This window comes from Ensifer sp. LBL (assembly GCF_050435225.1).
Classification (GTDB): domain Bacteria; phylum Pseudomonadota; class Alphaproteobacteria; order Rhizobiales; family Rhizobiaceae; genus Ensifer.
This window is the reverse complement of the sequence record NZ_JBNDJY010000004.1, coordinates 664,969-690,124: the sequence shown is the minus strand read 5'-3', so window position 1 is coordinate 690,124 and position 25,156 is coordinate 664,969. Positions and strand designations below refer to the sequence as shown.

Annotated in this window: 35 protein-coding genes; 27 read left to right on the top strand and 8 right to left on the bottom strand. The window is 63.9% G+C overall.

Translation table 11 applies throughout. The features are described from left to right. Positions 1–74 precede the first annotated feature (74 nt). From OKW20_RS19245 to OKW20_RS19210, 8 genes are all read left to right on the top strand, one after another. The gene (locus OKW20_RS19245) at positions 75–311 is read left to right on the top strand and encodes a helix-turn-helix domain-containing protein (RefSeq protein WP_043612659.1); all 237 of its coding nucleotides are present in this window, start codon (positions 75–77) and stop codon (positions 309–311) included. A 12-nt stretch (positions 312–323) separates the two neighbouring features. Continuing rightward, on the top strand, positions 324–593 hold the full coding sequence (locus OKW20_RS19240) for a hypothetical protein (protein ID WP_429174222.1): 270 nt from the start codon (positions 324–326) through the stop codon (positions 591–593). Positions 594–764: 171 nt separating this feature from the next. Further along, on the top strand, positions 765–974 hold the full coding sequence (locus OKW20_RS19235; RefSeq protein ID WP_043612661.1) for a cold-shock protein: 210 nt from the start codon (positions 765–767) through the stop codon (positions 972–974). Between the two features lie 176 nt (positions 975–1,150). Then, positions 1,151–1,387 (top strand): 30S ribosomal protein S21, encoded by a 237-nt coding sequence (gene rpsU, locus OKW20_RS19230; protein ID WP_043612663.1) that lies wholly within the window; start codon positions 1,151–1,153, stop codon positions 1,385–1,387. A gap of 41 nt (positions 1,388–1,428) precedes the next feature. Then, a complete protein-coding gene (locus OKW20_RS19225) occupies positions 1,429–1,650 on the top strand; it encodes a hypothetical protein (RefSeq protein ID WP_043612665.1) in 222 nt (73 codons plus the stop codon). A 107-nt stretch (positions 1,651–1,757) separates the two neighbouring features. After that, positions 1,758–1,880, top strand: a complete 123-nt coding sequence (locus OKW20_RS19220; RefSeq protein WP_256364274.1) for a hypothetical protein — start codon at positions 1,758–1,760, stop codon at positions 1,878–1,880. A gap of 259 nt (positions 1,881–2,139) precedes the next feature. Continuing rightward, the gene (locus OKW20_RS19215) at positions 2,140–3,054 is read left to right on the top strand and encodes a pyridoxal-phosphate dependent enzyme (RefSeq protein ID WP_429174221.1); all 915 of its coding nucleotides are present in this window, start codon (positions 2,140–2,142) and stop codon (positions 3,052–3,054) included. Between the two features lie 116 nt (positions 3,055–3,170). Next, positions 3,171–3,419: a hypothetical protein gene (locus OKW20_RS19210; RefSeq protein WP_429174220.1), complete on the top strand. Its 249-nt coding sequence runs from the start codon at positions 3,171–3,173 to the stop codon at positions 3,417–3,419. A 195-nt stretch (positions 3,420–3,614) separates the two neighbouring features. Here OKW20_RS19210 and ilvC read toward each other — a convergent pair whose 3' ends face one another. Then, positions 3,615–4,634, bottom strand: a complete 1,020-nt coding sequence (gene ilvC / locus OKW20_RS19205; protein WP_429174219.1) for a ketol-acid reductoisomerase — start codon at positions 4,632–4,634, stop codon at positions 3,615–3,617. Between the two features lie 54 nt (positions 4,635–4,688). Continuing rightward, positions 4,689–5,336, bottom strand: coding sequence for a TetR/AcrR family transcriptional regulator C-terminal domain-containing protein (locus OKW20_RS19200; RefSeq protein ID WP_043612670.1), 648 nt, complete (start codon positions 5,334–5,336; stop codon positions 4,689–4,691). A 160-nt stretch (positions 5,337–5,496) separates the two neighbouring features. On the opposite strand from OKW20_RS19200, the gene OKW20_RS19195 reads away from it, so the two are divergent. Both OKW20_RS19195 and OKW20_RS19190 read left to right on the top strand, forming a co-directional pair. Beyond that, positions 5,497–5,676, top strand: a complete 180-nt coding sequence (locus OKW20_RS19195) for a hypothetical protein (protein ID WP_429174218.1) — start codon at positions 5,497–5,499, stop codon at positions 5,674–5,676. A gap of 99 nt (positions 5,677–5,775) precedes the next feature. Further along, the gene (locus tag OKW20_RS19190; RefSeq protein WP_429174216.1) at positions 5,776–6,354 is read left to right on the top strand and encodes an AAA family ATPase; all 579 of its coding nucleotides are present in this window, start codon (positions 5,776–5,778) and stop codon (positions 6,352–6,354) included. Between the two features lie 390 nt (positions 6,355–6,744). Here the strand turns inward: OKW20_RS19190 and OKW20_RS19185 are convergent, their stop codons facing one another. Beyond that, entirely contained in the window at positions 6,745–7,593 is an 849-nt protein-coding gene (locus OKW20_RS19185; RefSeq protein ID WP_429174215.1) for a LysR family transcriptional regulator, read from the bottom strand. A gap of 199 nt (positions 7,594–7,792) precedes the next feature. On the opposite strand from OKW20_RS19185, the gene OKW20_RS19180 reads away from it, so the two are divergent. From OKW20_RS19180 to OKW20_RS19145, 8 genes are all read left to right on the top strand, one after another. Then, positions 7,793–8,401, top strand: coding sequence for a cysteine hydrolase family protein (locus tag OKW20_RS19180; protein WP_429174213.1), 609 nt, complete (start codon positions 7,793–7,795; stop codon positions 8,399–8,401). Between the two features lie 180 nt (positions 8,402–8,581). Then, positions 8,582–9,919 (top strand): efflux RND transporter periplasmic adaptor subunit, encoded by a 1,338-nt coding sequence (locus tag OKW20_RS19175; RefSeq protein ID WP_429174212.1) that lies wholly within the window; start codon positions 8,582–8,584, stop codon positions 9,917–9,919. Between the two features lie 20 nt (positions 9,920–9,939). Then, positions 9,940–11,883: a MacB family efflux pump subunit gene (locus OKW20_RS19170; RefSeq protein WP_429174211.1), complete on the top strand. Its 1,944-nt coding sequence runs from the start codon at positions 9,940–9,942 to the stop codon at positions 11,881–11,883. 92 nt (positions 11,884–11,975) lie between these two features. After that, positions 11,976–12,398: a hypothetical protein gene (locus OKW20_RS19165; protein WP_043622499.1), complete on the top strand. Its 423-nt coding sequence runs from the start codon at positions 11,976–11,978 to the stop codon at positions 12,396–12,398. Between the two features lie 69 nt (positions 12,399–12,467). Then, positions 12,468–12,893, top strand: coding sequence for a hypothetical protein (locus OKW20_RS19160; protein WP_429174210.1), 426 nt, complete (start codon positions 12,468–12,470; stop codon positions 12,891–12,893). Positions 12,894–13,002: 109 nt separating this feature from the next. Then, positions 13,003–13,401, top strand: a complete 399-nt coding sequence (locus tag OKW20_RS19155; protein WP_429174209.1) for a hypothetical protein — start codon at positions 13,003–13,005, stop codon at positions 13,399–13,401. Positions 13,402–13,445: 44 nt separating this feature from the next. Continuing rightward, entirely contained in the window at positions 13,446–14,147 is a 702-nt protein-coding gene (locus OKW20_RS19150; RefSeq protein ID WP_429174208.1) for a Type 1 glutamine amidotransferase-like domain-containing protein, read from the top strand. Then, on the top strand, positions 14,144–14,716 hold the full coding sequence (locus OKW20_RS19145) for a nucleotidyltransferase family protein (protein ID WP_429174206.1): 573 nt from the start codon (positions 14,144–14,146) through the stop codon (positions 14,714–14,716). The genes OKW20_RS19150 and OKW20_RS19145 overlap by 4 nt, the downstream gene beginning before the upstream one ends. 60 nt (positions 14,717–14,776) lie before the next feature. Here OKW20_RS19145 and OKW20_RS19140 read toward each other — a convergent pair whose 3' ends face one another. Then, the gene (locus tag OKW20_RS19140; protein WP_429174204.1) at positions 14,777–15,001 is read right to left on the bottom strand and encodes a DUF1127 domain-containing protein; all 225 of its coding nucleotides are present in this window, start codon (positions 14,999–15,001) and stop codon (positions 14,777–14,779) included. Between the two features lie 113 nt (positions 15,002–15,114). Here OKW20_RS19140 and OKW20_RS19135 point away from each other — a divergent pair, with 113 nt between their 5' ends. The 5 genes from OKW20_RS19135 (at position 15,115) to OKW20_RS19115 (ending at position 18,507) form a co-directional block, all read left to right on the top strand. Continuing rightward, positions 15,115–16,020 carry a LysR family transcriptional regulator gene (locus OKW20_RS19135; protein WP_429174197.1) on the top strand — a complete coding sequence of 302 codons (906 nt, stop codon included), beginning with the start codon at positions 15,115–15,117 and terminating at the stop codon, positions 16,018–16,020. Positions 16,021–16,153: 133 nt separating this feature from the next. Next, positions 16,154–16,345: a hypothetical protein gene (locus OKW20_RS19130; protein WP_429174196.1), complete on the top strand. Its 192-nt coding sequence runs from the start codon at positions 16,154–16,156 to the stop codon at positions 16,343–16,345. Between the two features lie 410 nt (positions 16,346–16,755). Beyond that, entirely contained in the window at positions 16,756–16,887 is a 132-nt protein-coding gene (locus tag OKW20_RS19125) for a hypothetical protein (RefSeq protein ID WP_256364293.1), read from the top strand. A gap of 334 nt (positions 16,888–17,221) precedes the next feature. Beyond that, complete coding sequence (locus OKW20_RS19120) at positions 17,222–17,971, top strand: SDR family oxidoreductase (protein ID WP_429174195.1); 750 nt, start codon at positions 17,222–17,224, stop codon at positions 17,969–17,971. A 200-nt stretch (positions 17,972–18,171) separates the two neighbouring features. Next, positions 18,172–18,507 carry a DUF6966 domain-containing protein gene (locus OKW20_RS19115; RefSeq protein WP_429174193.1) on the top strand — a complete coding sequence of 112 codons (336 nt, stop codon included), beginning with the start codon at positions 18,172–18,174 and terminating at the stop codon, positions 18,505–18,507. 28 nt (positions 18,508–18,535) lie between these two features. Here OKW20_RS19115 and OKW20_RS19110 read toward each other — a convergent pair whose 3' ends face one another. Next, a complete protein-coding gene (locus tag OKW20_RS19110; RefSeq protein ID WP_429174188.1) occupies positions 18,536–18,991 on the bottom strand; it encodes an Lrp/AsnC family transcriptional regulator in 456 nt (151 codons plus the stop codon). 113 nt (positions 18,992–19,104) lie between these two features. Here OKW20_RS19110 and OKW20_RS19105 point away from each other — a divergent pair, with 113 nt between their 5' ends. Beyond that, complete coding sequence (locus OKW20_RS19105; RefSeq protein WP_429174186.1) at positions 19,105–20,088, top strand: nucleoside recognition domain-containing protein; 984 nt, start codon at positions 19,105–19,107, stop codon at positions 20,086–20,088. Between the two features lie 25 nt (positions 20,089–20,113). Here OKW20_RS19105 and ftrA read toward each other — a convergent pair whose 3' ends face one another. Continuing rightward, positions 20,114–21,148 carry a transcriptional regulator FtrA gene (gene ftrA, locus OKW20_RS19100; protein WP_429174551.1) on the bottom strand — a complete coding sequence of 345 codons (1,035 nt, stop codon included), beginning with the start codon at positions 21,146–21,148 and terminating at the stop codon, positions 20,114–20,116. A gap of 84 nt (positions 21,149–21,232) precedes the next feature. On the opposite strand from ftrA, the gene OKW20_RS19095 reads away from it, so the two are divergent. From OKW20_RS19095 to OKW20_RS19085, 3 genes are all read left to right on the top strand, one after another. After that, positions 21,233–21,664: a rhodanese-like domain-containing protein gene (locus tag OKW20_RS19095; protein WP_205238400.1), complete on the top strand. Its 432-nt coding sequence runs from the start codon at positions 21,233–21,235 to the stop codon at positions 21,662–21,664. A gap of 188 nt (positions 21,665–21,852) precedes the next feature. Continuing rightward, entirely contained in the window at positions 21,853–22,329 is a 477-nt protein-coding gene (locus OKW20_RS19090; protein WP_429174184.1) for an N-acetyltransferase family protein, read from the top strand. 535 nt (positions 22,330–22,864) lie between these two features. Next, positions 22,865–23,266, top strand: a complete 402-nt coding sequence (locus OKW20_RS19085; protein WP_429174183.1) for a hypothetical protein — start codon at positions 22,865–22,867, stop codon at positions 23,264–23,266. 43 nt (positions 23,267–23,309) lie between these two features. Here the strand turns inward: OKW20_RS19085 and OKW20_RS19080 are convergent, their stop codons facing one another. Both OKW20_RS19080 and OKW20_RS19075 read right to left on the bottom strand, forming a co-directional pair. Next, positions 23,310–24,542, bottom strand: coding sequence for an HlyD family secretion protein (locus tag OKW20_RS19080; RefSeq protein ID WP_043622471.1), 1,233 nt, complete (start codon positions 24,540–24,542; stop codon positions 23,310–23,312). Positions 24,543–24,545: 3 nt separating this feature from the next. Further along, a complete protein-coding gene (locus OKW20_RS19075) occupies positions 24,546–25,022 on the bottom strand; it encodes a hypothetical protein (protein ID WP_429174182.1) in 477 nt (158 codons plus the stop codon). Positions 25,023–25,156: the final 134 nt, after the last annotated feature.

Here is a 25,156-nt window from a genome sequence, read left to right as displayed (position 1 = left end):
GAGTCGCATTTCAGTTTTGGGCCCCCTTCAACCGGCAGCGTTCTTTGCCGGTGGACCAACGAAGGAGACACTTCATGTCCTTTAAGAAAGACCTAACCAAGGCTCCAGGCGCATCTCTGTCCCGCGTCAAAATCGGAGCCGCTATCAAGCTTTCGCGTGAAACCGCCGGTTATTCGGTTGACGATCTGTCGGTCACCACAGGCCTGACGGAAATTGAAATATCCAAGATCGAGCTCGGCGCCGATACCGATCCCGCCAAGCTGCAGCGCATCGCCGCCGCATTGCAGGTCTCGCCGCAGACCTTCACCTGAAAAGCGGGGGCGGTGCGCGACAGACATGCGTACCGCCGCCTCACTTTATCTTCGGCCGCGCCGAACCGGCGCGATTGCGTGACACGGCGCAAGGCCAAGCCAACTTTCCCCAATGAAGATCCCCTGATGTTCAACCTCTGGCAGCTGCTTTGCGCTGCCGGCATCGACAGCATTTCGGCGGCCATTCCGGGGACAATGACGCAGAATAGAGGGAAAATTGAAGGCACGAAAAGCCCGCTGTTTCAGGGCTTTGACGAGGTTTTCACGGATGCCCAAAACTGAATAATTCAATATCTTCATTGAGTTTTGAGGCGTATCGTCTATATATCACCTCGTCGAATATTGCTTGTGACCTTTGACAGCGCGCTTTCGCGTGGCCAGATCTCCTCTCAAATATCGATCAATTCCAGAGAAATATTTCCTGGAAAACGCAGTGATTGAAAGGAAATCACCATGGCTTCAGGCACGGTAAAATGGTTCAACGGCACCAAGGGCTTCGGCTTCATTCAGCCGGATGACGGCAGCACCGATGTGTTCGTTCACATCTCCGCAGTCGAACGCGCCGGCATGCGCTCGCTCGCCGAAGGTCAGAAGGTTACCTTCGACGTCGTCAGCGACCGCAAGACGGGCAAGAGCTCGGCCGACAATCTGAGGTCGGCATAATTTGTCATTCGCCCTTCTCTGACCACGGATGTACTGGCAGGAAGGCGCTTGAATGACGGGAAGAGGTCGGGACAACACCCCGACCTTTTTGCGTCTTTGGACCCCACGTTTCTCGATACGGGAGATAGGCATGTCGGCGCTCAAATTTGCGTCGGCCAACAACAGGAGAACAAGTTTTGCAGGTACTCGTCAGGGACAATAACGTCGACCAGGCTTTGCGCGTGCTGAAGAAGAAGATGCAGCGCGAAGGTCTGTTCCGCGAATTCAAGGCGCGCACGAGCTACGAAAAGCCGTCGGAAAAGCGCGCTCGCGAAAAGGCGGAAGCCATTCGCCGCCAGCGCAAGCTGGCGCGCAAGAAGCTGCAGCGCGAAGGCCTGCTGCCCGCACCCAAGCGAGCAGCGCGCACACGCTAACGATCGGGGCCGGCAGACGCGGCCCCTGAAGGAGACAGAACATGACTCCACACCAGGGCGCCAATTCCAAGCCGGCCAAGACCTCCGCAAGTGACAGGGCGGCAGCAACCGACCACACGGCAAGGGCGATCGTCGCCGCCGAGAAACTCGCGCGCGACAGGAAGACCGAAAAGCTCAAGGCACAGCGCCTTGAGCGCGCCGCGGCCGAACCGGCCGTGGATGCGGCGCCATCCAAGCCGCCGCGAAAATCGCAACGCGTGTAATTGCAGGCGCCCGGCAACGCAGGGCGCCAGGGTCGGTTCTTCCGAAACGGAAGAGATCCGCACGCCGCGGCCAGTCGCTCATGCGAACAATCAAGACGGACGACCACATGCTCCATACCTTCGCACGCAGGATCCGACGCTATGACTATGCGCCGGTAGCCATCAGGCTATCGCTTGCCTTTTCCCTGCTCTTCGTCGTGCTGATGATCCTGAACGGACTTCTTTGGTAGACGGCGCTGCGCCGTCTTCGGTCGCGGCCATCACGCCGCCACGGAACGCTTCCAGTGTTGCGTCGAAGCGGCGACCGGAGGCAGACTGCGGGCAGATTCGCGGGCGCCGGCTTTTCGCCGGCCGCCGGCCAACCTCTCACCCGCAGCGCAGCGCGTCTCTTGTCAGTCACGCAAAAATCGCTGTAACACTTTGATTTTCTGCATGCCTTTCTCCTGTATCGAGGGCGATCCAGGGAGACAGGCACGGACGGGGCGCCCCATGCCACTTCATATCGAAACGCCGCTCATTCAATCCCTTCCGCTCGGCCTTGCCGCAGGGCGAGACGTCTGGCTGAAGATGGACGCGCTGCAGCCGCCGGGTTCGTTCAAGATCCGCGGCGTGGGCGCCGCCTGCGAACACCACGCGCGGGCGGGCAAGCGACGCTTCGTCTCCTCCTCCGGCGGCAATGCCGGCATGGCAGTCGCCTATGCGGGCCGCCAGCTTTCGATCCCGGTTTCGGTCTATGTTCCGGAAACGACCACCGAAAGGGCAAAGGCGCTGATCCGCCAGGAGGGCGCCGACGTCATCGTGCACGGTGCCGCCTGGGATGAAGCCAATGCCAAGGCCCTTGCCTCCCTCGACGAGGACTCCGCCTTCATCCATCCCTTCGACGATCCGCTGCTTTGGACCGGTCACGCGACGATGATCGACGAGGCCGTCAAGGCCGGCCTCGCCTTCGATGCGGTGGTGCTGTCGGTCGGCGGCGGCGGGCTCTTTGCCGGCGTTGCCGAGGGGCTTCAGCGCAACGGGCTTGGCGCGGTACCGATCCTTGCCGTCGAGACCGAAGGAACCGCCTCGCTCGCCGCCTCCATCGAGGCACGGCAACTGGTGGCGCTTCAGGCCGTCAGCGGCATCGCCACCTCGCTTGGCGCAAGGCAGGTGAGCCAGCGCGCCTTCGAACTCAGCCAGACACGCCCTGTCGAGAGCGTCGTCGTCAGCGACGCGGACGCCGCGGGGGCCTGCATTCGCTTCCTCGACGACCACCGCGTTCTGGTCGAGCCCGCCTGCGGCGCCGCCCTTGCCGTCGCCTACGCCCACGCCGACCGGCTGGCACGCTTCAAGCGCATCCTCATGATCGTCTGCGGCGGCGCGACGACGACCGTCGAGCGGCTGCAGGCCTGGCAAGAGTTTTAAGCCGAGCCGGGTCGCCGCCTCGCAATTGTTTTTCGACGGATCTGGAATTTACCTCTGCGCGAACTTACGTCCAATACGGAACCACAGCGTGTTCCGGCCTGCGACAGGGGAAGCAGATGTTTGATACGTTCATGCGCCGTGCAATGACCACCCTCAAGGTTCTCTGGTTGGTCACCGTCGTCGGCGGAGCGACCACGATCGGCGCCATGTACGGCTGGCAGGGCCACGGCTGGGATGGAGCGCTCGGCTTCGGTCTGATTGGCTTCACAGCCGGCTCTGCCTTTGCCGCCTGGTTCCCCGACCTGTTGCTTATCGACCTGTTAGAGCATGCCTTTGTCGGCTTGTTTCGGTTTTTCTGGAACTAATTGCGGGGCCGGGTTCTGGTGCCCTCGTCTCTCCAGGCCGGAAGCCTGCACCATGGACGGTTAGCTCCACCGGCCTGCATCGACCAATCGCGCTGATCCGACAGCAATGACGGGGTTTTACAATCCGCCTGTCCACGCCACGAAAAAAGCCGGAGCTGACGCCCCGGCTTGTCTCATTCGACCGTTCGATAAGACTTAGTTCTTCGCCTTGTCGACCAGCTTGTTCTTGCCGATCCAGGGCATCATGCCGCGGAGCTTGGCGCCGACTTCTTCGATCTGGTGGCTGTCGTTGACGCGGCGGATGCCCTTGAAGCGAGCCGCACCCGACTTGTATTCCTGCATCCACTCGGAGGTGAACTTGCCGGTCTGAATATCCTTGAGGACGCGCTTCATCTCGGCCTTGGTTTCTTCGGTGATGATGCGCGGACCGGTGACGTATTCGCCCCACTCGGCCGTGTTCGAGATCGAGTAGTTCATGTTGGCGATGCCGCCTTCATAGATCAGGTCGACAATGAGCTTCACTTCGTGCAGGCACTCGAAATAGGCCATTTCCGGAGCGTAGCCGCCTTCGACCAGCGTTTCGAAGCCGGCGCGGATGAGCTCGACGAGACCGCCGCACAGAACGACCTGTTCGCCGAAGAGGTCGGTTTCGCACTCTTCCTTGAAGTTGGTTTCGATGATGCCCGAACGGCCGCCGCCGACGCCGCAGGCGTAGGAGAGCGCGAGGTCAAGGGCGTTGCCCGAAGCGTCCTGGTGAACGGCAACGAGGCAGGGAACGCCGCCGCCCTTCTGGTATTCGCCGCGAACCGTGTGGCCCGGGCCCTTCGGCGCGATCATGACGACGTCGAGCGAAGCCTTCGGCTCGATCAGGCCGAAGTGAACGTTGAGGCCGTGGGCGAAGGCGATCGCAGCGCCGTCGCGGATGTTGCCGGCGATTTCGGCCTTGTAGATTTCGGCCTGCAGTTCGTCCGGGGTCGCCATCATGATCAGGTCGGCCCACTTGGCGGCTTCAGCAACCGACATGACCTGGAGACCGTCGGCCTCGACCTTGGCAGCCGTCGCCGAACCCGGCTTCAGCGCAATGCGGATTTCCTTGGCGCCGGAATCCTTCAGGTTCAGCGCATGGGCGCGGCCCTGGCTGCCGTAGCCGACGATGGCGACCTTCTTCGACTTGATCAGGTTGATATCGGCATCACGATCGTAATAGACGCGCATTGTTGTGGTCCTTCCCGTTGTTTGTCAGTCGTTTAAGCGAGGTTCCCCTCGCCGTTACCTTTTCGTGCCGTAAAGCGCGAGAAAGGCGGAAACCGCCTGCTCCGCCTTGCGGCCAAAACTTTGTCTCATCTCCTCGGCTTCTTCGCCGAGCAGCATCTTCAGATGCCAGTCGGAGACGATCAGCCCATAGAGCGCGCCATAGGCCTCCTCGGCATCGTCGAACGTCAAGAGCCCCGCCTTGCGGCCGGCTTCGAGCAGCGCTGCCGCGCGGCGGCCGATCTGCCGGCGCCCGCGCTCCTGCAGCATGTGGCCAAGCTTGGAGCCGTCACGGCTCGCCTGGCCGATCGCGAGACGATTGAGCGCCAGCGACACATCACCGGCGAGAACCTCAAGCAGATCCTTGGCAAAGACGATCAGATGGCGCTGCAGGCTCTCGGCATCGAGCGCGCGGGCGGCAACGTCCTGCGTGCGCACCTTGCTCGCCTGGAAGCCGATCATCGCCGAGATCAGCCCGTCGCGATCGCCGAACCACTTGTAGAGGCTTTCCTTGGAGCAATTGGCAGCCCGCGCGATGCCGGCCGTCGTCAGCGCCTTTTCGCCGCCATCGACGAGAAGCCGCAATGCCTGCTCGAGAACGGCGCCCTGACGTTCCGTCAGCCCCTCCCCGGCATTCGCCTCCCTCATCGCCACAGTCATCTGCACGCTGCCTCGCCCCAATCAGTACCGTACGGTACGGTTCGCATTCTTCTAGTGAAGCCTCCCGGAGGCGTCAAGACGATTCTCAAGAAGCGGCAAAATTTCGGCCGTGACGGAGAAAGTCTCTGTCCATAAGCTGAAGAAGCAGACTGCAGAGAGGTCGACGGTGCCACCGCATCAAAAGGCATACATTCTTGTTGTCGTGGTTTTCTTCATCGCTCTTTGCGTTAAGGGCGTCTGGCACTTCCACTACGAACGGGACGCGATCACCGCATGGTGCTGCGGTCTTGCCGGTATTGGCGGGACACTTGTGCTTGCCCGCTTCGTTTACGTCGCCTGGGGCTGATTGTATGCGCCCCGCAAATGCAGACAATCGGCGCAACGTGTCAAAACGGCCTGGTCCCGGCGAAGTTAGACCAGTCGATCGTGTGAAGGAGTTCAACGCATGCAGCAGCCAGCCCTCGGCATCCTGATTGGCGGAACCTCGCATGTCGGCAAATCGACATTGGCGGGAACCCTGGCCCGTTCGCTTAGCCGCGAGCTGATCTCGACGGACGCGCTCGGCCGCCATCCCGGCAGGCCCTGGCCGACTGTTCGCCCCGAAGTCGCCGAATACTACGCCAGCCTGACGGACGAGACGACCCACTGGTTCCTGAAGGTGCACCACGAAAACATGTGGCCGCGCATCCGCCAGATCGTCGATAGCCATCGGGAGCGTGGGCAGCCCTTCGTGCTGGAGGGTGCGGCGTTGCGGCCGGAATATGTGGCCGAACTCGAAGCCGGGAGTGTCACCGCCGTCTTCCTCTATGCGGACGACGATTTCCTGCGGCAACGGATGCTGGACGAAGCGCGACGTGACGAAAGATACGAGCAGAAAGCCGGGATCATCAACAAATTCATTGAGCGCTCACTTCGGGAGAACAGAGACATGCTGGAGTCGGCGCGAGCAGCCGACATCCGCTGTATCGATGTCGCAGTGCCGGGGGCGGTAGAGGCCGTGGCGCAGGAGTTCTCGGCGGGCTGAACGGTGAGGATCGATGGCGGCTTGGGCTGTTGTTGGTGGCCATGGCCGGTTCTCCCGACAGCATTCACGGTGTTCGGTTCCCGTTTTTGCGCCCTTCCTTCACACGGTGAGGGGCGCGCCCCTCATCCGCCTGCCGGCACCTTCTCCCCGCAGGCAGGGAGAAGGGAGAACGCCGCGACCGCTCACTGCAGGAACATCGAGCCTTCAACATGCATCATCGCTTCCCGGCGGAGCAGTCCATGGTTCGGCATCAAATGTTCGCCGGCAGCGACCCCAATTGAGAAGCCGGCTTTCGGCCGCGTCCCCTCTCCCCGCCTGCGGGGAGAGGGCTAGGGTGAGGGGCGAGACTTGCGCACCGCTCAAAGCAGAGTGCACGTCTCGACGCCCCTCCTACCGCCACCCCCGCATCGTCTCCTCGATAAAGGCCGCCACCGCCGCCACGCTCGGTACCCGTGCGCGCTCCGGGTGCATCATCAGGTAGACCGGACGCTCGGCGGTGGCATCCGGTTCGTCCACCGGCTCGAAGCGCGGGTCGCGCCTTGCCGAAACCTCCGGCAGCATCAGTTCGGCGCCGAGCGAAAGGGCAGCCTCCATCAGGATCTCCAGCTTGTCGGCCGTCAGCGCCACGCGGGCATCCGGGCGCAGCCGGTCGAGCGCTTGCATTTCCGGCACATGGGCGAGTGCGGCGCCGTAGCGCACGACCGGGCACGGCCCCGCCCCCTGGCCCTTGGGCCGGAACAGCCGGAAACGCAGCAGCCCAAGGCTTTTCACCCGTATGCTGTCCTCGCCGGTGCGCGCCATGCGGATGGCGATATCGGCCTCGCGCCGCTCGATGCTCAGCATCTGGTTGTCGGCGACGAGATCGAGGGTGAGACCCGGATGACGCTGTTCCAGGCGGGCCAGCGCCGGCGCCAGGATGGCGCTCAAGACGAAGCCGATGCTGGTCACCCGCACCTGGCCTTTGAGTTCCGCCGTGGTCCGCAACAAGGTCGCCAGCGACAGCGAGGCCTCCTCAGAGATCGTCCTGAGGCGCTCGACAACAGGGGCAAGCACCGGCGTCGGCGTCAGCCGGCCATCGATGCGGTCGAAGAGTGCGGCCCCCACCCGGCGCTCCAGCGCCGCAAGCCTTCGCGACACCGTCGTCTGGTCGACGCCGAGCGAGCGCGCCGCCTGGCTGAGCGTCGCGCCGCGCACGAGATGATCGAGCAGTTCGAGATCCGCCCACGACCCTGCACTCATGCAGATCCTCCTCCGAAAATTTCGGATCACTCTGCGCTGACGCAGCCTCTAAGATCAAGCCCATAGACAGACCGCTTCGACGAACCAAACCCAGGGGCCGTGGCCCCGGAGCCAACGCCCGGCCAGGGCCGGCGTCCACCGACCCGCCTTCCACGAACCCATTTCGACCCTCGCGCGCTTGAAAACAAGGAGCCTTCCGATGTCCGATTCCGCCCCCGCTGCAACCCTCTTCACGCTTGCCGGCGTCACGCTCGCCCCGCCGCCGCTTGGCGAAGCGACGCTGGTCCTGATCGACTACCAGAACGAATATCTGGCCGGCCCGGTGCGCCTCGTCGAGCCGGAAGCAGCGATCGAAAAGGCGCGCCAGCTGCTGGTCGCCGCCCGTGCCGCCGGCACGAAGGTCATCCATGTCGCTCATAGGGGAGCCGCGGGAGGCATGTTCGACAGGGCGGCGCATCGCGGCGCGATCGTCGATGCGCTGACGCCGATCGCGGGCGAAGCCATCGTCGAGAAGATCCGGCCCAATGGCTTCTCGGACACCAACCTCTCGGAAATCATCGGCCCGGCCGGGACACCCGTCATCTTCGCCGGCTTCATGACCCACAATTGCGTGTCTTCGACCGCCCGCGCCGCCAAGGATCTCGGCTATGGCATCACCATCGCAGCCGACGCCTGCACCACGCGCGACCTGCCATCGGCAAGCGGCACCATCTCCGCCCGCGCCCTGCATGAGGCCGAGCTTGCCGGCCTTGCCGACCACCACGGAGCGGTCGTCGACGTCGCCGAACTGATTGCGGCACGCAGCTGACAGACCCGTCATTCCCCGTTGAAAACTGGGGCGTCCGCAGCCGCGGGCGCCTTTCTCCTGCCATGCAGATGGCGAAGATTACGAAAATATAATGATCTCAATGCTTTTCGCCGCGTCCATTCGCTTCTATTTTTGAACCTATCCATTTTTGGCATCGGCGATGCCGGTTAGGCGCAAGCGATGAACAAGACAGCCAAGACGGCGCGAGCCGACACCACGCCCCGCGACGATGCGGCGCCCAACGTCACCTTTATTCCCGGTGCGGTGAAGACGGTGAAGCGCAAACGCCGCGCGCGGTCCTGGCTGTGGCTGCCGGTCATCCTCGCCGTCGCCGGCGCCGGCTATTACGGCTGGACGCGCTATGGCGAAAACCCGGCCTCGACCGCAATGGTGACCGAGGTGGTGGCCCTCGGCGACATCGAAAACAGCGTCACCGCCGTTGGCACGCTCGATGCGGTCAATTCCGTCGATGCCGGCGCTCAGGTCTCCGGCCAGCTGAAGGCGCTGCATGTGGCGATCGGCGACACGGTCACGCAAAATCAGCTCGTCGCCGAGATCGATCCGGCCACGATCGAAAACCGCATCGAGATCGACCAGGCCGAGCTTGCCAACCTCCAGGCGCAGCTGATTTCCAAGAGGGCGCAGCTGGTTTTGAAACAGGCCAATATCGAGCGGCAGCGCAACCTCGTCGATACCCGGAGCGTGGCGCAGTCCACGCTCGACCAGGCGATTGCCGATCTCGCCGCCGCCGAAGCCGACGTCAACGCCATCGAGGCGCAGATCCGCAAGCAGCAGGCGACGCTCGCCGGCGACAAGGTCGATCTCGGCTACACCAAGATCTATGCCCCGATCTCGGGCACCATTGTCGCCAACCCGGCCAAGGCTGGCCAGACGCTGAACGCCAACCAGACGACGCCGACCATCGTCACCATCGCCGACCTTTCGACCATGACGGTGAAGGCGCAGGTATCGGAGGCCGATGTTACCCGGCTGAAGGTCGGCATGGATGCCTATTTCACCCTGCTCGGCCAGCCCGGCAAGCACTTCGCCGGCAAGCTTCGCCAGATCCAGCCGATGCCCGACACCGCCAACAACGTCGTGCTTTATTACGCGCTCTTCGACGTGCCCAATCCCGAAGGCGAGCTGATGATGTCGATGAGCGCCCAGGTGTTCTTCGTGCAGGCCGCCGCCAAGGATGTGCTGATCGTGCCGAGCGGCGCCCTGAGCCACCAGGCCAAGGGTACCGGGGATGCAACCGGCCAGGGCAGCAGCCGGCGCGACGGCCAAAGGAACGGGACCGGAAGCGAGCCCCGCAAAGCGCAGGTGACGGTCGTCACCGCCTCGGGCGCGCTCGAAACCCGCGACGTCGAAGTCGGCATTCGCAACCGCGTCAGCGCCGAGATCAAGAGCGGCCTCGAAGAGGGCGAGAAAGTCGTCGTCAGCACCGGATCGACCGGCAGCGGCAACACCCGCGACAACAGAAACCAGCGCGGCATGCGCATGCCGCCGATGTTCTGATCAGGGCTTAGAGACTGGCCATGACCCCGCTCATCTCGCTCAAGCACGTCAGCAAGACCTATTTCAACGGCGACCTTGCCGTCGAGGTGCTGCATGGCCTGTCGCTCGATATCGAGGCCGGCGAGTTCGTGGCAATCGTCGGCCAGTCCGGCTCCGGCAAGTCGACGCTGATGAACATTCTCGGCTGCCTCGACCAGCCGACCGGCGGCGACTACCTGATCGACGGCGAGAGTGTCGCGACCCTCGACAGTGACGAGCTGGCGGCCCTTCGCCGCCGCACCTTCGGCTTCGTCTTCCAGAGCTACAATCTCATTCCGACGGCAAGCGCCAAGGAAAATGTCGAGGTACCCGCCGTCTATGCCGGCATGTCCGCCCGCGACCGCCACGACCGCGCCGAGGCGCTGCTCGAAGCGCTGAAGCTCGGCGAGCGCCTCGATCACCGGCCGAGCCAGCTGTCGGGCGGCCAGCAGCAACGCGTCTCCATCGCCCGCGCGCTGATGAACGGTGGCCGGGTGATCCTGGCCGACGAGCCGACGGGCGCGCTCGACAGCCAGAGCGGCTCCGACGTGATGGCGCTCTTGCGCGACATGAACGAACAGGGCCACACCGTCATCGTCATCACCCACTCGCGCGAGGTCGCCGAACAGGCCGACCGGCTGATCGAGATCCATGACGGCCGCATCGTCGCCGACCGCGCCAGGAAAGCCCGCGTCAATGCCGAGGGTGCTGCCGCCCTCGCCCGCCATGTCAGCGAAGGTTCGGCCGCGATCGCCGACGTCACCGAAGCCGTCAAGATGGCGTTCCGGGCGCTGAAGGCCAATCTCTTCCGCACCATCCTGACACTGCTCGGCATCGTCATCGGCGTCGGCTCGGTCGTCGCGATGCTTGCGATCGGCACCGGCGCGCAGGATTCTGTTCTGAGCCGCATTTCGTCGATGGGCTCGGACCTGCTGGTGGTGCGCCCGAGCATGGCTAATTTCCGCGGCAGCGCGGGCGGCAGCAACGTGACGCTGGTGCCGGCCGATGCCGACGCGATCCTCGAGGTGCCGAACGTCGCTTTCGCCGTGCCGGAGATGACGAGCTCCGTCACGCTCCGCCGCGGCAATGTCGACTATCAGACGACCGCCAACGGCACCGTTCCGCAGTTCACCACCGCCAAATCCTGGAAGATGGCCAAGGGCGAATTCATCAACCAGAACGACATGGACACCTACGCACCTGTGGCCGTCCTCGGCCAGACGGTGGTCAAGACGCTCTTTCCCGACGGCGACAATCCGATCGGCCAATATGTGCTCGTCAACAAGATCCCCTTCCAGGTGATCGGCGTGATGGCGGAAATGGGCGCCACCTCCTTCGGCAACGACCAGGACGACGTGGTGCTGGTGCCGCTTTCGACAGGCAGCATCCGCCTCTTCGGCCAGCGCAACATCCGAACCATCACCGTTCAGGTGAAGGACGGCTCGGCAATCGACATCACCCAGCAGACGATCCAGACGCTGCTCGACCAGCGCCACAAGCGCCAGGACACGCAGATCACCAACATGTCCTCCGTGCGCGAAGCCTTCACCGAGACCTCGAACACGCTGAAGCTGTTCCTCGCCTCGGTGGCCGCGATCTCGCTGCTCGTCGGCGGTATCGGCGTGATGAACATCATGCTCGTCTCGGTCAGCGAGCGCACCCGAGAGATCGGTGTGCGCATGGCGACCGGCGCCCGCCAGCGCGATATCCTGCTGCAGTTCATCATCGAGGCGCTGGTCGTCTCGGCGATCGGCGGCACGCTCGGTGTGGCGCTCGGGCTTGGCACCGGCGCGCTTGCCGGCCAGCTCGGCATGCCCGTTTCCTTCACCCTCGGCCCGGTCGCGCTCGCCTTTGCCTGCGCCTTCCTCACCGGCCTCGTCTTCGGCTTCCTGCCTGCCCGCAACGCCTCGCGCCTGCAGCCGGCGGTGGCGCTGAGCGCGGACTAGGCAAGAGCGACGCTCCTGCCCGCCAGACGGTAGACAAGTGTCGCGACACGACCCAAGATAGCAGGCACTGCACGCTCGGGGGATGATTCGCGATGTGGAAGGCGTTTGCCGTTTTTTACTGCCTGTTGGCGACGTTCGGCGTTCTGCTTGGCGGCTACATCATGGCGGGCCGGTCAGTGCCGATGTCAACTATCGGCCTTGGCCTGGCTTCCGTGGCCTTCGTGATGGTGTTGTTGACCGCCGTCGGGCTCGTCGCCTACGCCTTCAACCTGAATGCCCCACCCTATGGGCTCTGGCGGCCGCTGAGCTGGCTCATCGGCATCTATCAGCTGCTGGTGTCGCTGCTCAGCGTCGTGCGGTTCGCACAGATGTTCGCCACCATCCCGGCCGGAAGCGACGTTGGTGTCACGAACCTGATCTGGCTGGTCCTCGGCCTGGCTCTCAACTATTTCAGCTGGCTCGGCGTCTGGCGCTATGGGCAGCGCATGGTGCAGCAACCGGCGCAAGCGCGCTAGGGGCAAGTGTTCAGGGTCTGGTGCTGCTAAGGACGGACGAAGCATTCTGGTTGGGAGATACGCGTCGCGATGTGGAAGGCGTTTGCCGTTCTTTACGGGCTGATTTTCGTTTTCGTGCTGTCACTGGCTTTCGTCACGCTACCCCCTGAAATCGCCGTGCAGCTGTCGTCCGCCGACCGGGCCCTGTTCTATGCGGGCCTGGCCGTGGAATTTGCGGCCATGATAGGCATCTTTGCCTACGCCTTCGACCTGAGGGTCCCGCCCTTGTCATTCTGGCGGCCATTCAGTTGGGTTCTCGCCTGCTGGTGTCTCTACACGTCGCTGGCCGATGCCTGGGATCTCGTCACGCTCATTACCAGCCCCCAGCCCGGAGACGAAGGCCTGCTGTCAGCCTCTTTCGGTTTGCTGTTCCTGCTTCTTCTCAACTATTTCGGCTGGCTGGGCGTCTGGCGCTATGGCCGCCGCATAGCGCAGCAACCGGCCTCCATGGCCTAGCGGCGGCACGCAGGCCGCTTGGCCTTGCGACGACCTGTCCCGCCGAACGATGGACAAGGCGCCCATCACCGCCGAAGCTGCCACCAACGCAGATACAGGATGATTCGCGATGTGGAAGGCATTTGCAATTTTCTACGTGCTCAGCCTCGCCTTCGGCCTGGTCATAGGCGCGACGCTGCTCCTGGGCCTGTGGGACGAGATGGCATACGGGATCAAGATCCTCGGCGGCATCAGCCTGGTCATGGCGCTGGCAACGGCGGTCGGCCTCGTCGCTTACGCCTTTGACCTGCAGGTCCCCCCCTTCGGGTTCTGGCGGCCCTACAGCTGGCTGCTCGGCATCCTTCTCGGCGGACTGTCGCTGATCAGCGTCGTGCGATTTGCCGGCCAGTTCGAAGGCGGTGACGACTTCACCCCTCTGCTCTGGCTTTGCCTGTCCCTTCTGGTCAACTATTTCAGCTGGCTCGGGATCTGGCGTTACGGCCACCGGGTGAAGGCGATTGCAGGCTAGCCCGGGCGAACCGGGCTTTAGCCCTTCGTCACGACAGGAAAGACATGCTCAACCTCGTCCTCTACAGCGACCAGATCGTCCCCGCCTGCGCGGCGATCGACCTCAGGCTCGTGGAGATGGTGGCGTCACGCGGCGCCGGTAACCGCATCGCCTATGTCGCCTCCGGTCCGGAACCGGACCGCGCCTTCTTCCTCGCCGGGCAGGCCTATTACGGCAGGCTGGGTCTCGATCTCGCGCTGTTCTTCGATCTGGACGAACCGCATTCGGCAGACGACATTGCAGCGCTCTTCGCCTCAGACGCCATTCACCTTGCAGGCGGTCACACCGGCGGCTTTCTCCAACGGCTGAAGCGGAGCGGCATGCTCGGGCCGCTCAGCGACTGGGCACGGTCCGGCGGCATCCTCATCGGCGTCAGCGCCGGCGCAATTCTGATGGCCCCGACGATCGCGACCGACGCGCTCTTCATCGGCGAACGGCCCGAGGACATCGAGGACGGCGCTGCACTCGGTCTCACGCCCTTCGAGTTCTTCCCGCATCTCGGCGACGACGACGGCTACCTTCCCGCGCTTCTGCGCTACAGCCTGTCGACGCCGCGACCGATCCTTGCCTGCAACGACGGCGACGGCATCGTCGTTTCAGGCGGGCGGATCGAGTGCTTTGGCGATCCTCTATGGATATCCACAGGTGCCGCGCGAGCGCCGGCGGAACGCATGCTCCAAGGCTTCACGCCGATGCAGATCCCATGACGTGCCTGCAGACTGTCATCCTGAAGAGCGCGCTATTGGTTCCTATCCTGGATCACTGGCACCGGGTTGCCCTGCCCGATGCCTGGCTGGCGGCCGGCGCTATAGCGCAGACCGTCTGGAACCATGCCTTCGCCTTGCCCGCGACGCACGGCATCGGCGACATCGACATCGTCTATTTTGACGGTGACGACCTCTCGGAAGAGGCGGAGGCCGCGCATGCGAAGCGGATCGGCGGCCTGTTTGTAGACCTGCCCGTGCGGATCGACGTCAAGAACGAAGCGCGCGTCCACCTCTGGTACGAAGAAAAGTTCGGCGCGCCGATCAGGCCCTATCGATCGACGCGAGACGCGATCGCGACATTTCCGACGACGGCAACCGCTGTCGGCCTTCGCCCGTCCCGGGACGGATTGGAGATCTGCGCCCCTTTCGGCCTTGCGGACCTGCTCGCACCGATCGTGCGCGCCAACAGGAGCCAGATCACCCGCGCCATCTACGAGCGCAAAGTGGAACGGTGGCGTGCCCTTTGGCCAGGCCTTGCGATCGAAAGCTGGGACCTGAAGCCGGCTTGAGGCGAGACGCTCCTGCGACGGTCGCTCGCGCCGCTTGAGGCCGTGCGCGGGCTGAAACCGCTACATCGCACCTGCCCGCGCAGCTTCCGCATGCCGGACGGCCATCGCCCCTTCGCGCACCGGCAGCGGCGCGGCCTTGCGCCGTCCAAGCTTCGCCTCCGCCTCCGTCAGGCCGATATCGGCAAGCCGCTCCGCATCGAGGTCGCGCAGGTGTTGCAATTGCCAGTACCGCGAGCGCGGCGAGGCAACGAGATAAAGACCGAGTTCCCGGATCATGTCGAACATCCATGCTTCGTTTCCAACCATGGACACAGTCTGCGCCTCGACATCTCCTAAAAGAAGCTTAGCATTCCTATTCCACGCATAAGAGAAACTTTGACAACAAGAGAAACCCGGGCATGAGTGCGCTTGATCTCGACTATCTCAAAACCTTCGCGCTGGTCGCCGAACTCGGCAGCTTTTCGGCCGCCGCCGAGCGCTTGGGCCTGACCCAGCCGGCGGTCAGCCTGCAGGTGCGGGTGCTGGAAAAGCAGCTCGGCGTGCGCCTGGTCGAGCGTGTCGGCCGCAGGGCGCGGCCGAGTGCGGCCGGCGAGGAACTGCTGGCCCATGCCGGCAGCATCGAGGCTGCCACCAGCCGGGCGATCGAGGCCGTCGCCCGCCACGCCAAGGGCGTGCTCGGCCGCGTCCGGCTCGGAACCGGGGCCACCCCTTGCGCCTTCCTGCTGCCGCCGCTTCTGGCCGATCTCAAGCGCCGCTTTCCCGATCTCGACATCACCGTGACGACGGGCAACAGCGCCGACATCGTCCGCGCGGTCGACGAGAACCTCCTCGACATCGGCCTCGTCAGCCTGCCCGTCTCCGGCCGCATCTTCGACATCACCCCGCTCTTCGACGAGCGCTTCGTGGCGATTGCGCCGCTCGGAACCGTTCTGCCCGATACCGTCACGCCCGCGATGCTCGCTGAACGGCCGCTGATCCTCTACGAGCCCGGCGCCAATACGCGAAGGATCACCGACGAATGGCTGGCGACCACAGGCACGGCCGTCAAGCCGGTGATGGCGCTCGGCAGCGTCGACGCAATCAAGGAAATGGTCGCCGTCGGCCTCGGCTCAGCCCTGGTCCCGGAAATTGCCCTTCGCCCCGGCGACCGGGAACGCCTGGTGGTGCGCCCCGTCAGCCCAACGCTCTTCCGCCGTTTCGCCCTGGTGCTTCGAAGCGACAAGCGGCTCGACCGGGCCCTGCGCGAAACGCTCGCCGCCCTGAAGACGACGGCGACACTTGGACAGCCCGACATCAAGCCCTAAACCCCTTTTCAAGGCCTAGCGACGACGGACGGGCTGTCGAAGCATGCCGGGGCCCGAACGATGTAGCACTTGACCTCATCGTTTAGTTTTGGTTTGGCCATTGATCTGTCAAAGTCCGTCAAAGGAGCAAGAAGTGACGAAGTACGATCCCGATAGATTGAAACTCCGCATCCAGGGACGCGGCCTGAACACGTGGAACTGGCAACTGCTCCTCGATGGCAAGCAGATCGTCAAATCCGGAACCATCTCGGGCTCGAGACGCAATGCCGAAGTCGCGGCCGAGGCCGTCTTGCGCGATATGTCGGCTGCGCCGGACAAGGACTAAGCAACGCGAAACTGGCAGACGCCGCATGCATGCGCGCTGCACTCTGGCGATCTCGGGTTTCTGGTTGGCTGCATCAACCATGGCCCGGACGCCGGCAGCACCCAAACGTCTGGCTACTCCCGCGAGCGCCTCGTGTGCACGGATGACGAACACCGGGCGGCCAGCCGATCCGCTGAACGTCGGGGCCTGCCGAAAGCATCTTGAGGATTGTTAGACCGAAGAGCGCTGACGAGCGGGGTGCATGGCATCGCAACCTCTATCCTCCTGAGGGCACAAGTTGAGACATCGGGGGAACCGGGCCTGAGGTCCGGCTCCCTATTCAGGCATGCGGGATTAGCAGCCCTGGCGCGCCCTTGGATAGTGGGGTGAAAGCGGGTATTTCTCGTCCATCAACCAGAGGAGTCTAGGTGATGGCTAAAGGTCAGGTTCGCAGCAACAAAGAGGTTCGCAAGCCGAAGAAGGACAAGGTCGAGAAATCGGCGGCGCCAGCCCTTGGCTCGCAGGTAAAGAATAGCGAGAGCGCGCTCAACAAAAAGAAGTGACCCTGCTCGAGTGACAAACCGGTACGGGGCGGCCACGGCCGCGCTTGCCAGATTGGAAAAGCCGCCCGGTGAAAAATTGGGCGGCTGCGATTAGTACAGTCTGGGTGCGCCGCACATGGCGGATCTCAGCCACTTCGATCCGCACTGCGCCGCAATTGGCAGCTGCCCGTCTCGGTCTTCAGCATCCTTCCCTCTCTCCTTCCTCGCCCACGCGGGCTATGCCGCCGGTGAGATTGAAAATCTGCGCCGTCACAATCGCCGATCGGAAATCGGGTGGGCGCTGTCCCGCGCCGGCAGTAGTCAGGGCGCCTCAATCAAGAGAAGGGAAAAGTCCATGACCATGCTGCAAGACAAGATCGTGATCGTCACCGGTGCGTCCTCCGGCATCGGCCGCGCGGTCGCGAGGCTCTTTGCCGCCGAGGGCGCGAAGATCGTCGCCAACGCTCGCGGCGAAGAGCAGCTCGACGCCGTCGTCGAAGCGATCCGAAAGGACGGTGGCGAAGCGATCGCGGTTGGCGGCGACGTCACCGCGGAAGACACCCATATCCGGCTGGTGGAAGCGGCGCTCAAGCACTTCGGCGGCCTCGACATTGCCGTCAACAATGCCGGCGCCGTCAACGTCATGAAGCCGGTCGCCGAGATCACGCTTGAGGAATGGCAGCAATCGCTTGCAACCAACCTCACCTCCGCCTTCCTCGGCGCCCGCCACCAGATCCCGGCGATGCTTGAGCGCGATGGCGGCTCGCTGGTCTTCACCTCCACCTTCGTCGGCACCAGCGTCGGCATCCCCGGCATGGCCGCCTATGGCGCGGCAAAGGCCGGCCTGATGGGCCTCGTCAAGGGCATCACCGCCGACTATGGCGCCAAGGGTATCCGCGCCAACGCGCTGCTTCCGGGCGGCGTCGACACGCCGGCGGCCGGCAGCAAGGAGAACAAGGAATGGGCCGCCGGCCTGCATGCGATGAAGCGCATCGCCCAGCCGGAGGAAATCGCCCAGGCCGCCCTCTTCCTGTCCGGCCCGATGGCAAGCTTCGTCTCGGGCGCCGCACTCTTTGCCGATGGCGGCAACGCAGCGGTCAAGTGACGCCACCCGAAGCGCCGGGGAGACTGTTCCCCGGCGCAAACCCGACCAAAACGCTCTCGCGGCGAAGCCTACCAACCGCCACGAGTTTGCATTGCATCGTGTCGAAACGACGAAAGCTCAATCAGTATTTGGCGCTATGGAATAGCCGGCCTGCGCTCACTCCTGTTGAATGGCTCCGGATCGGACCATAAGATGACCGGATGCAACTCCATCCTGAAATCGCCGAGCTTGCCGATCTGCTGCGCAACATCGAGGGGCATTTGACAACCCACGAAGCCACGCAGTGGGCGACACTGTTGGGCCGGTGCCGCGCTTGCCTGGAGAAATCTGACGCCTGGGGCCTACGTGGCTTCCTGGCCATGTTCGGCGGCATGGGCTCGCTCAATGATTTGGTTCTTCAACGGGACGGCAGGGTGCTTGCGACGGAGAACGACGAGCTTCGCGCGATGCTGACGAAGGCTTGGACACTCGGCACACGGTTGCAGCACGAAGAACTGAGCACGCTCGCAACAAATGGGCACTCTTCGCTCTCGTGAATTCTCGGCCAGCCGCATGGCCAACGCCTTACCCCACCGGGATCTCCGTCGTCTCCTTGCCGGTGCGGATCACAAACGCGGTGTAATAGCGCGCGACGTTGGTTTCCTCGCGAAACAGCCGCTCGGTCAGCGCGTCAAGCTCGTCCATGTCTTTCAGCCGCAGCATCAAAATGGCGTCGGTCTCGCCGCTGACGCTATAGGCCTGGACCACCGCCGGCTCCCTGGTCGCCATGTCGAGAAAGCGGCGGATATATTGTTCGCCGTGGCGCTCGAGTTCGACGGTGATGATCGCCTTCATGGTGCGACCGGCCTTGGCCGGATTGAGAACCGCGACGATGCGGTCGATGACACCCGTCTCATGAAGCCGCCTGATGCGGCGCAGGCAGCTCGAAGGAGACAGGCCGACTTGCGCTGCAAGCTCGGCATTGGTGCGCGACGCGTCCTGTTGCAGGAGCCTCAGGAGCTTGCTGTCGATCTTGTCCATGTTCATCCCCGTTTCGACCCATGCAATTTTATTGCACGAAAGCGCATATTTTGACCACAACTGCGAAGCGCCTCGCGTTAGTCCTTGGACAACAAATTCAAGGAGAGACCGCCATGCCCGTTCTGATCATTTTTTACCGCAAGACACTCGCCACGCTCGAAGTCTACTGGGACCTGGTGCGCATCATCGTTCCCGTCACCATCGCCACCCATGTGCTGCAGGAACTCGGCGTCATCCGCGCCGTCGCGCCGGTTTTCGAGCCGCTGATGACGATCGTCGGCCTGCCGCCGGAGTTTGCCTTTGCCTGGCTGACGGGCCTGCTCGTTGGCATCTGGGGCGCCGTAGTGGTCGTCTTCACGCTGGTGCCGGTCTCGGAGCTGACGACCGCCGACATGACGGTGTTTTCGGCGCTGATCCTGGTAGCGCACGCGATCCCGATCGAGCAGCGCATCATCCAGAAGGCCGGCCCGAGCTTTCTCGCCACGGCCTTGATCCGCATCGGCGGCGGCCTGGTCTTCGCAGCGCTGCTGCACCAGGTCTTCGCGCTGACCGGCTGGTTTTCGACGCCGCTGGCGCCGAGCTGGATACCGGCGAACGAGACGGCCACCTGGACCGGTTTTGCGTGGAGCACGCTGAAGACCCTTGCCACCATGCTCGTCGTGCTGCTCTCGCTGAGCTGGCTGATCGAGATCCTGAAGCTTGTCGGCATTCTCGGCTGGCTGAACCGGGCGATGGCGCCGCTCTTCCGTCTGGCCGGCATCCAGACGCAAACGGTGCCCTTCACCGCCGTCGGCGTGCTGCTCGGGATTTCCTATGGTGGCGCGCTTCTGATCCGCGAGGCGCGCGAGGCAAAGGTCGAGCCGCGCCAGGTCTTCCTCGCCTGCGTTTTCATGGGTTTCGGCCACAGCCTGATCGAGGACACGCTGGTGGTCGTGGCACTGGGCGCGGATTTCGCCAGCGTCTTCTTCGGCCGGCTGGTTTTCGCCATCGTCGCCACCGCGATCATCGCCCGGGTGGTCGCTTCGGCGCCGGACGCCGTGTTCTTCCGCTCCTTCTTCCGCAAGGACGGCGGCGAGCCCGCCCTGTCGGAGGCTTGAAGCCTGCAATCGAGGCGCGGCGGCGCTATTCCGCCGCGACCTCTACAGCCAGTGCAGGACCCGGCATCCGCCCGAAGGCGGCGCGATAGGCGGCGGGCGTGGTCGAAAGCTGCTGGCGGAAGTGGTGGCGCAGCGTCTGGGTCGAGCCGAATCCGGAAGCTTCGGCCACCTGCTCCATGCCGAGTGCTGTTTCCTCCAGCAATTGCCGGGCGCGCGACAGCCGCTCGGACAAGAGCCAGCGCGCCGGCGTCGTGCCGGTCGCCGCCTCGAAGCGGCGCAGGAAGGTGCGCTCGCTCATGCCGGCAGCCTTTGAAAGCGCTGCAATCGAAAAATCCTCGCCGAGCCGCGCGCGCATCCGGTCAAGCAGCGGCCCGAGCCTGGCGCTCTCGTGCACGTCCGGCACTGCCCGCTCGATGAACTGCGCCTGGCCGCCGTCGCGATGCGGCGGCACGACGAGACGACGGGCCACGCGGTTGGCAGCCTCGCTGCCGAAATCGCGGCGGATCAGATGCAGGCAAAGATCGATGCCGGCGGCACTGCCCGCCGAGGTCAGAACCTGGCCGCCATCGACGTAAAGTACATCCGGCACCACCTCGATATCGGGATAGAGCGCCTTCAGCTTGTCGGTATAGCGCCAGTGGGTCGTCGCCCGGCGGCCCGAAAGCAGCCCAGCCGCCGCCAGCACGAAGACCCCGGAACAGATGGAAAGCACGCGCGCGCCGCGGGCGTGGGCATCGCGCAGCGCCGCGCACACCGCTTCCGGCACCGGCTGGTCGGCGCCGCGCCAGCCGGGCACGATGATCGTACCGGCCTGCCTCAAAAGCTCGATGCCGCCATCAGTGACAAAGCGCACGCCGCCGGTTGCCCGAAGCTCGCCCGGATCGACCGAGGCGACGGAGAAGCGATACCAGCCCTCGCCCATTTCCGGCCGCGGCAGGCCGAACATTTCGACGGCGACGCCGAACTCGAAGGTGCAGAGCCCGTCATAGGCGAGCGCGACGACGAGCGGGTTTGTGAGTGGCACAGCAGCGGAAAACGACTTTGGCATGATCTTGAGCATATATGGCAATGTTGCCAACTGCCAGCCCCGATCGAGCGCTGCTACACATCTCCTCGTCAACACGCACCCCCCAAGGAGAGCCCGATGAGCACCGTCACCGAAATCGCCGCCGCATCGCCTGAAATCGCCATTGCCCATTTCGCCGGGCGCCTGAGCGTCGAGACCGATTGCTCCGACGTCGCCCAGGCGCTGAAGAGCGGCGATCAGGATTTCGTGCTGCTGCACGTCGTCGGCTCGGATGCGGCCTATGCCCGCCGCCATGTGCCGGGCGCGATCCACCTGCCCCACCGCCAGATTTCGGCCGAGCGTCTGGCCGAATGGGCGCAAGACACCCTGTTCGTCGTCTACTGCGCCGGTCCCCATTGCAACGGCGCCGACCAGGCCGCACTCAAGCTCGCCCGCCTCGGCCGGCCGGTGAAGCTCATGATCGGCGGCATCACCGGCTGGGAGGACGAAGGTCTCGCCTTTGCGACCGGCGCTGCCCCCGGCGAAGCACAGGCGCTGCTCGCCGCTTGAGCCGGCGCCGAAGGCCCTTTGCAGCGCCGCACGCCTGGCCGGATGCACGGCGCTGCAGCATTCTGGATCGCGGTCGGTTTCAGCCTGAAATCGATCGCGATTGCAGCCGATGATGCGGTACGATCGCCCCTTCACCGGGCCTCTGTAACCCGCGCCGGCCCGCTAACCCCTTTGCACGAGGTATCGCGATGACCGCGTCACCCCTTATCGTCCGCCCATTCGAACGAGATGACGTCGCCTGCGTGCTGCGACTGATGCGCGACCTTGCGGTGTTCGAAGGCTACATCGACGATTTCCGCGTGACCGAGGGCGATCTGATCGCGCACGGACTTGGCGACAACCCGCGCTTCGGCGTGCTGGTCGCCGAACTTGACGGCCGCGTCGTCGGCATCGCCGTGCACTACGTCATCCCCTGGACCTACGACCTGAAGCCGACGCTCGTGCTGAAGGAGCTTTTCGTCGATGAAACAGCACGTTCCCTGGGCGCCGGCGCGGCGTTGATCGCGGCGCTGAAACGCCACGCCGCGGCGATCGGCGCGCCGCGTATCGAGTGGTCGGTGCTTGCGAGCAACGACGAGGCGAAGCGCTTCTATCGGCGCCAGGGCGCCGTGCTCGACGCAATCTGGGAGCCCTGGGCGCTGTCGATCGGAAGTGATGACGCCTAAAAGAATGTGTCGGGATCCCGCCTTTGCCCCTGCGGGCTATTGTCAGGAAAATCCTGGCCCTATCGGGTGAATAAGTTGGGGATTTTCCCGTAACCCAAATTGACTATTAAAATCCCCTTAAATTCCATTGCTTTCAGCGGCCGGTTTTGCCACACTGTACTTGCGATTGCGCCCCGGAAGTATGCAATCCCCGGAAGAGTATGCATGCTTGCGGTTATATTGCAGTGCAGTTGCTTTATTAATTTAATTGCGCGCTTGAGCCTCCGTCCCCACGGGGGCTCAATCATTTTTGGGGCCCGTTTGGGTCCTTGACCGACTGGCATTGTCGGGACTTTCCAGAAATCGCAGCAAGGTGAAAATCAGCCGTCTTTGCACAGCCCTCGCCCTGATGCTCCTGGCCTCCCCGAGCGCAGCCGGTTCCTTCGAGACCATGTCCGAGGAGGAGGTCGCAACCTATCTCCTGTTCGGATTGGATCGGCATGCCCCGGCACCGCCCGGCCTCTTGACCTTCTCCCCGTCGGCAAAGCCTTTGACCGTGGCCATCGCCATGGTGGAAGGGTCCCAGCGCGCCGAAATCGGGCGAATTACCGTCGAACGCACCGGGGCCTGCAGCTTCAGGGCAGAGCTTTCGGACACGGGGGCGCTTGCGGTCTTTCGCGCGGGTACGTTCTCCGTCGATTTCTCCGCCCTTGAAACTGTCGAGGTGGGCAAGACCGACGATGGGGCCGTGACGATCTTTGCCGGCGCGAAGATGCGCTGCCTCGCATCGCAATTCGACGGCGCATGCGACCGTTTCAACAGCAAGGACGGCCCGCACGGGCTTTGGCGCTGGAGGATCGGCCCGATGGAGAAGGACAAGAGCAGGAATGTGCAGACCGACCGGGCAAGGCTGAAAGAAGCCGTGGCTCACATGAAGGGCAAGGTCTGCGTGCAATAGGCACCGGCCGGGATCGAGAACCCCGGCCGGTTTGGCTTGTCGCTTAGTGTCCGCCAAGCACCAGCGTCTGAACCGGCAGCATCAGCGCCTGGATGCGCAGGATCGCCGCATGCACGAGGCCGACGGTATCGACGCCATGCAGATAGACCCATTGCAGCGTCGAGATCCCGGGCTTGTCCAGTTCCTCGTGGTTGCTGGTATAAGCGTTGGCGATGCAGCTGCTGCCGGGCGGCACGTCGTCGAGCACGCCGGGGTAAAGTGGCTCCATCACCACGGTCAGCGTGCCTGGCTGCGAGATCTGCGCAACGTCGATCAACTGGTCGCTGGCGCGCACCTGACCGGCGGCGATCACGTCCTGCACCTCGGTGACAACAAGCGGGATGATGGTGAACGGCTTGCCGACGCAGGTCGCCTCCCCGATCATGCCCACCTTCATCACCTGCGCCTCGATCTGCCCGAAGCCGGCCACCAGTCGTGCTCGGCCCGCGTCTTCGGGAACGAGCACGCCGGCGGGCCTCAAGAGCGGGTTGACGATTTCGCCGACCCGGAGCGTAAACTGCTGCAACGTGCCGGACACGCCTGCGCGCACGGTGGTCTTGGTGATATCGACCTCCGCCTGCTTCAGCGCCGCCTCGGCGCTGGCCTTTTGCGAGGGTAGCAGCGAGGAAAGCTTCGTCTCCAGCGTCTGCTTGTTGGACTGGGCGGCCGTCAGCGCGCCCTTGCGCCCCTCGAGATTGACCTGGCGGCGCTCGATCTCACGACGGGCAACGACATTCGGATTGAGCTTGTTGAGCTCGACCTGGGTGTCGTACTCGTCCTGCGCCTGCTGCACGGCGGCCTGCGCCTGGACGATCACGCCGTCGGCGGCGACAAGTTCGGTGCGGGCAACGGTCGTCTCGGCGTCGACCTCGGCGATCTGGCGGCGCGCAACCTCGGCTTTCGCCTCCTCCTCCGAACTGTCGAGCTTGAACAGCGGCTGGCCGGCCTTCACCTTCTCAAAGCGCGTGGCGTAGATTTCCGTGACGCGGCCGTTGGTCTCCGGCAGAACGGCGACCGTGCGGAACGCCGCCGTCACGTTTTTCGTCGACGGGTGGAAGTAGAAGATCAGCGTGATCAGCGAGATCGTCAGCACGATGCAGGCGGTGATGCCCCAGCGCAGTTCGAACCACATGGAGTAGATGGTGATCTCGCGCCCGATGCGTTTTCCCTGGCCATAGCGGCGGAAGAGATAGTCGGGCAGGATGGTCAGCATCGAGCAAAGGATGAACTCGAACATGGCTTATGCCTTCCCTTCCGTCGACGGCTGATCGGGTGACGCGTGGCCGGGCAAAGCGCGCGGCAGCGGCAGCGGCTCGGTTGGCGCTGGCTCTGTCTCGGCAAGCGCCCTCTCGGCCGCGCCAGGTTCGCCAGCCACCTTGCCGGCGATTTTCTCCAGCGACCCGGCGATCGACGACAGCGGCGACGAAAAATCGGGAAGGTCGATCAGCGCCAACAGCAGCGCTGCGCCCCAAAGGATGTTGTTGTGGGTGAGCAGCGACAACAGCGCCAGGACCGCCACCAGCTCGAGCTGGATCTTGTTGGTCTTGTGCGCCATGAGCTCGGGCAAGGAGTGCAGTCTGAGATAGATCGTGCCGAGCGCGAAGACCGAAACGATCAGGAACACGGCGACCGCATTGAGGAGCCAGTCGGACTGGCCGGGCGCCGTGATAAAGCCTGGAAGATGATGAATGGCAGCAGGATGGATGGCTTCGGACATTAGGCCTCCGCAATTCGGACTGGACCACGAGAATCGTACATTAGCACACCGCTAGAAAACAAAAACAAAAGCTTGCACGTCAAGCGCAACTTGACATTGCGGAACCGCGCACCCTAACAAATCGCCGCGACGAC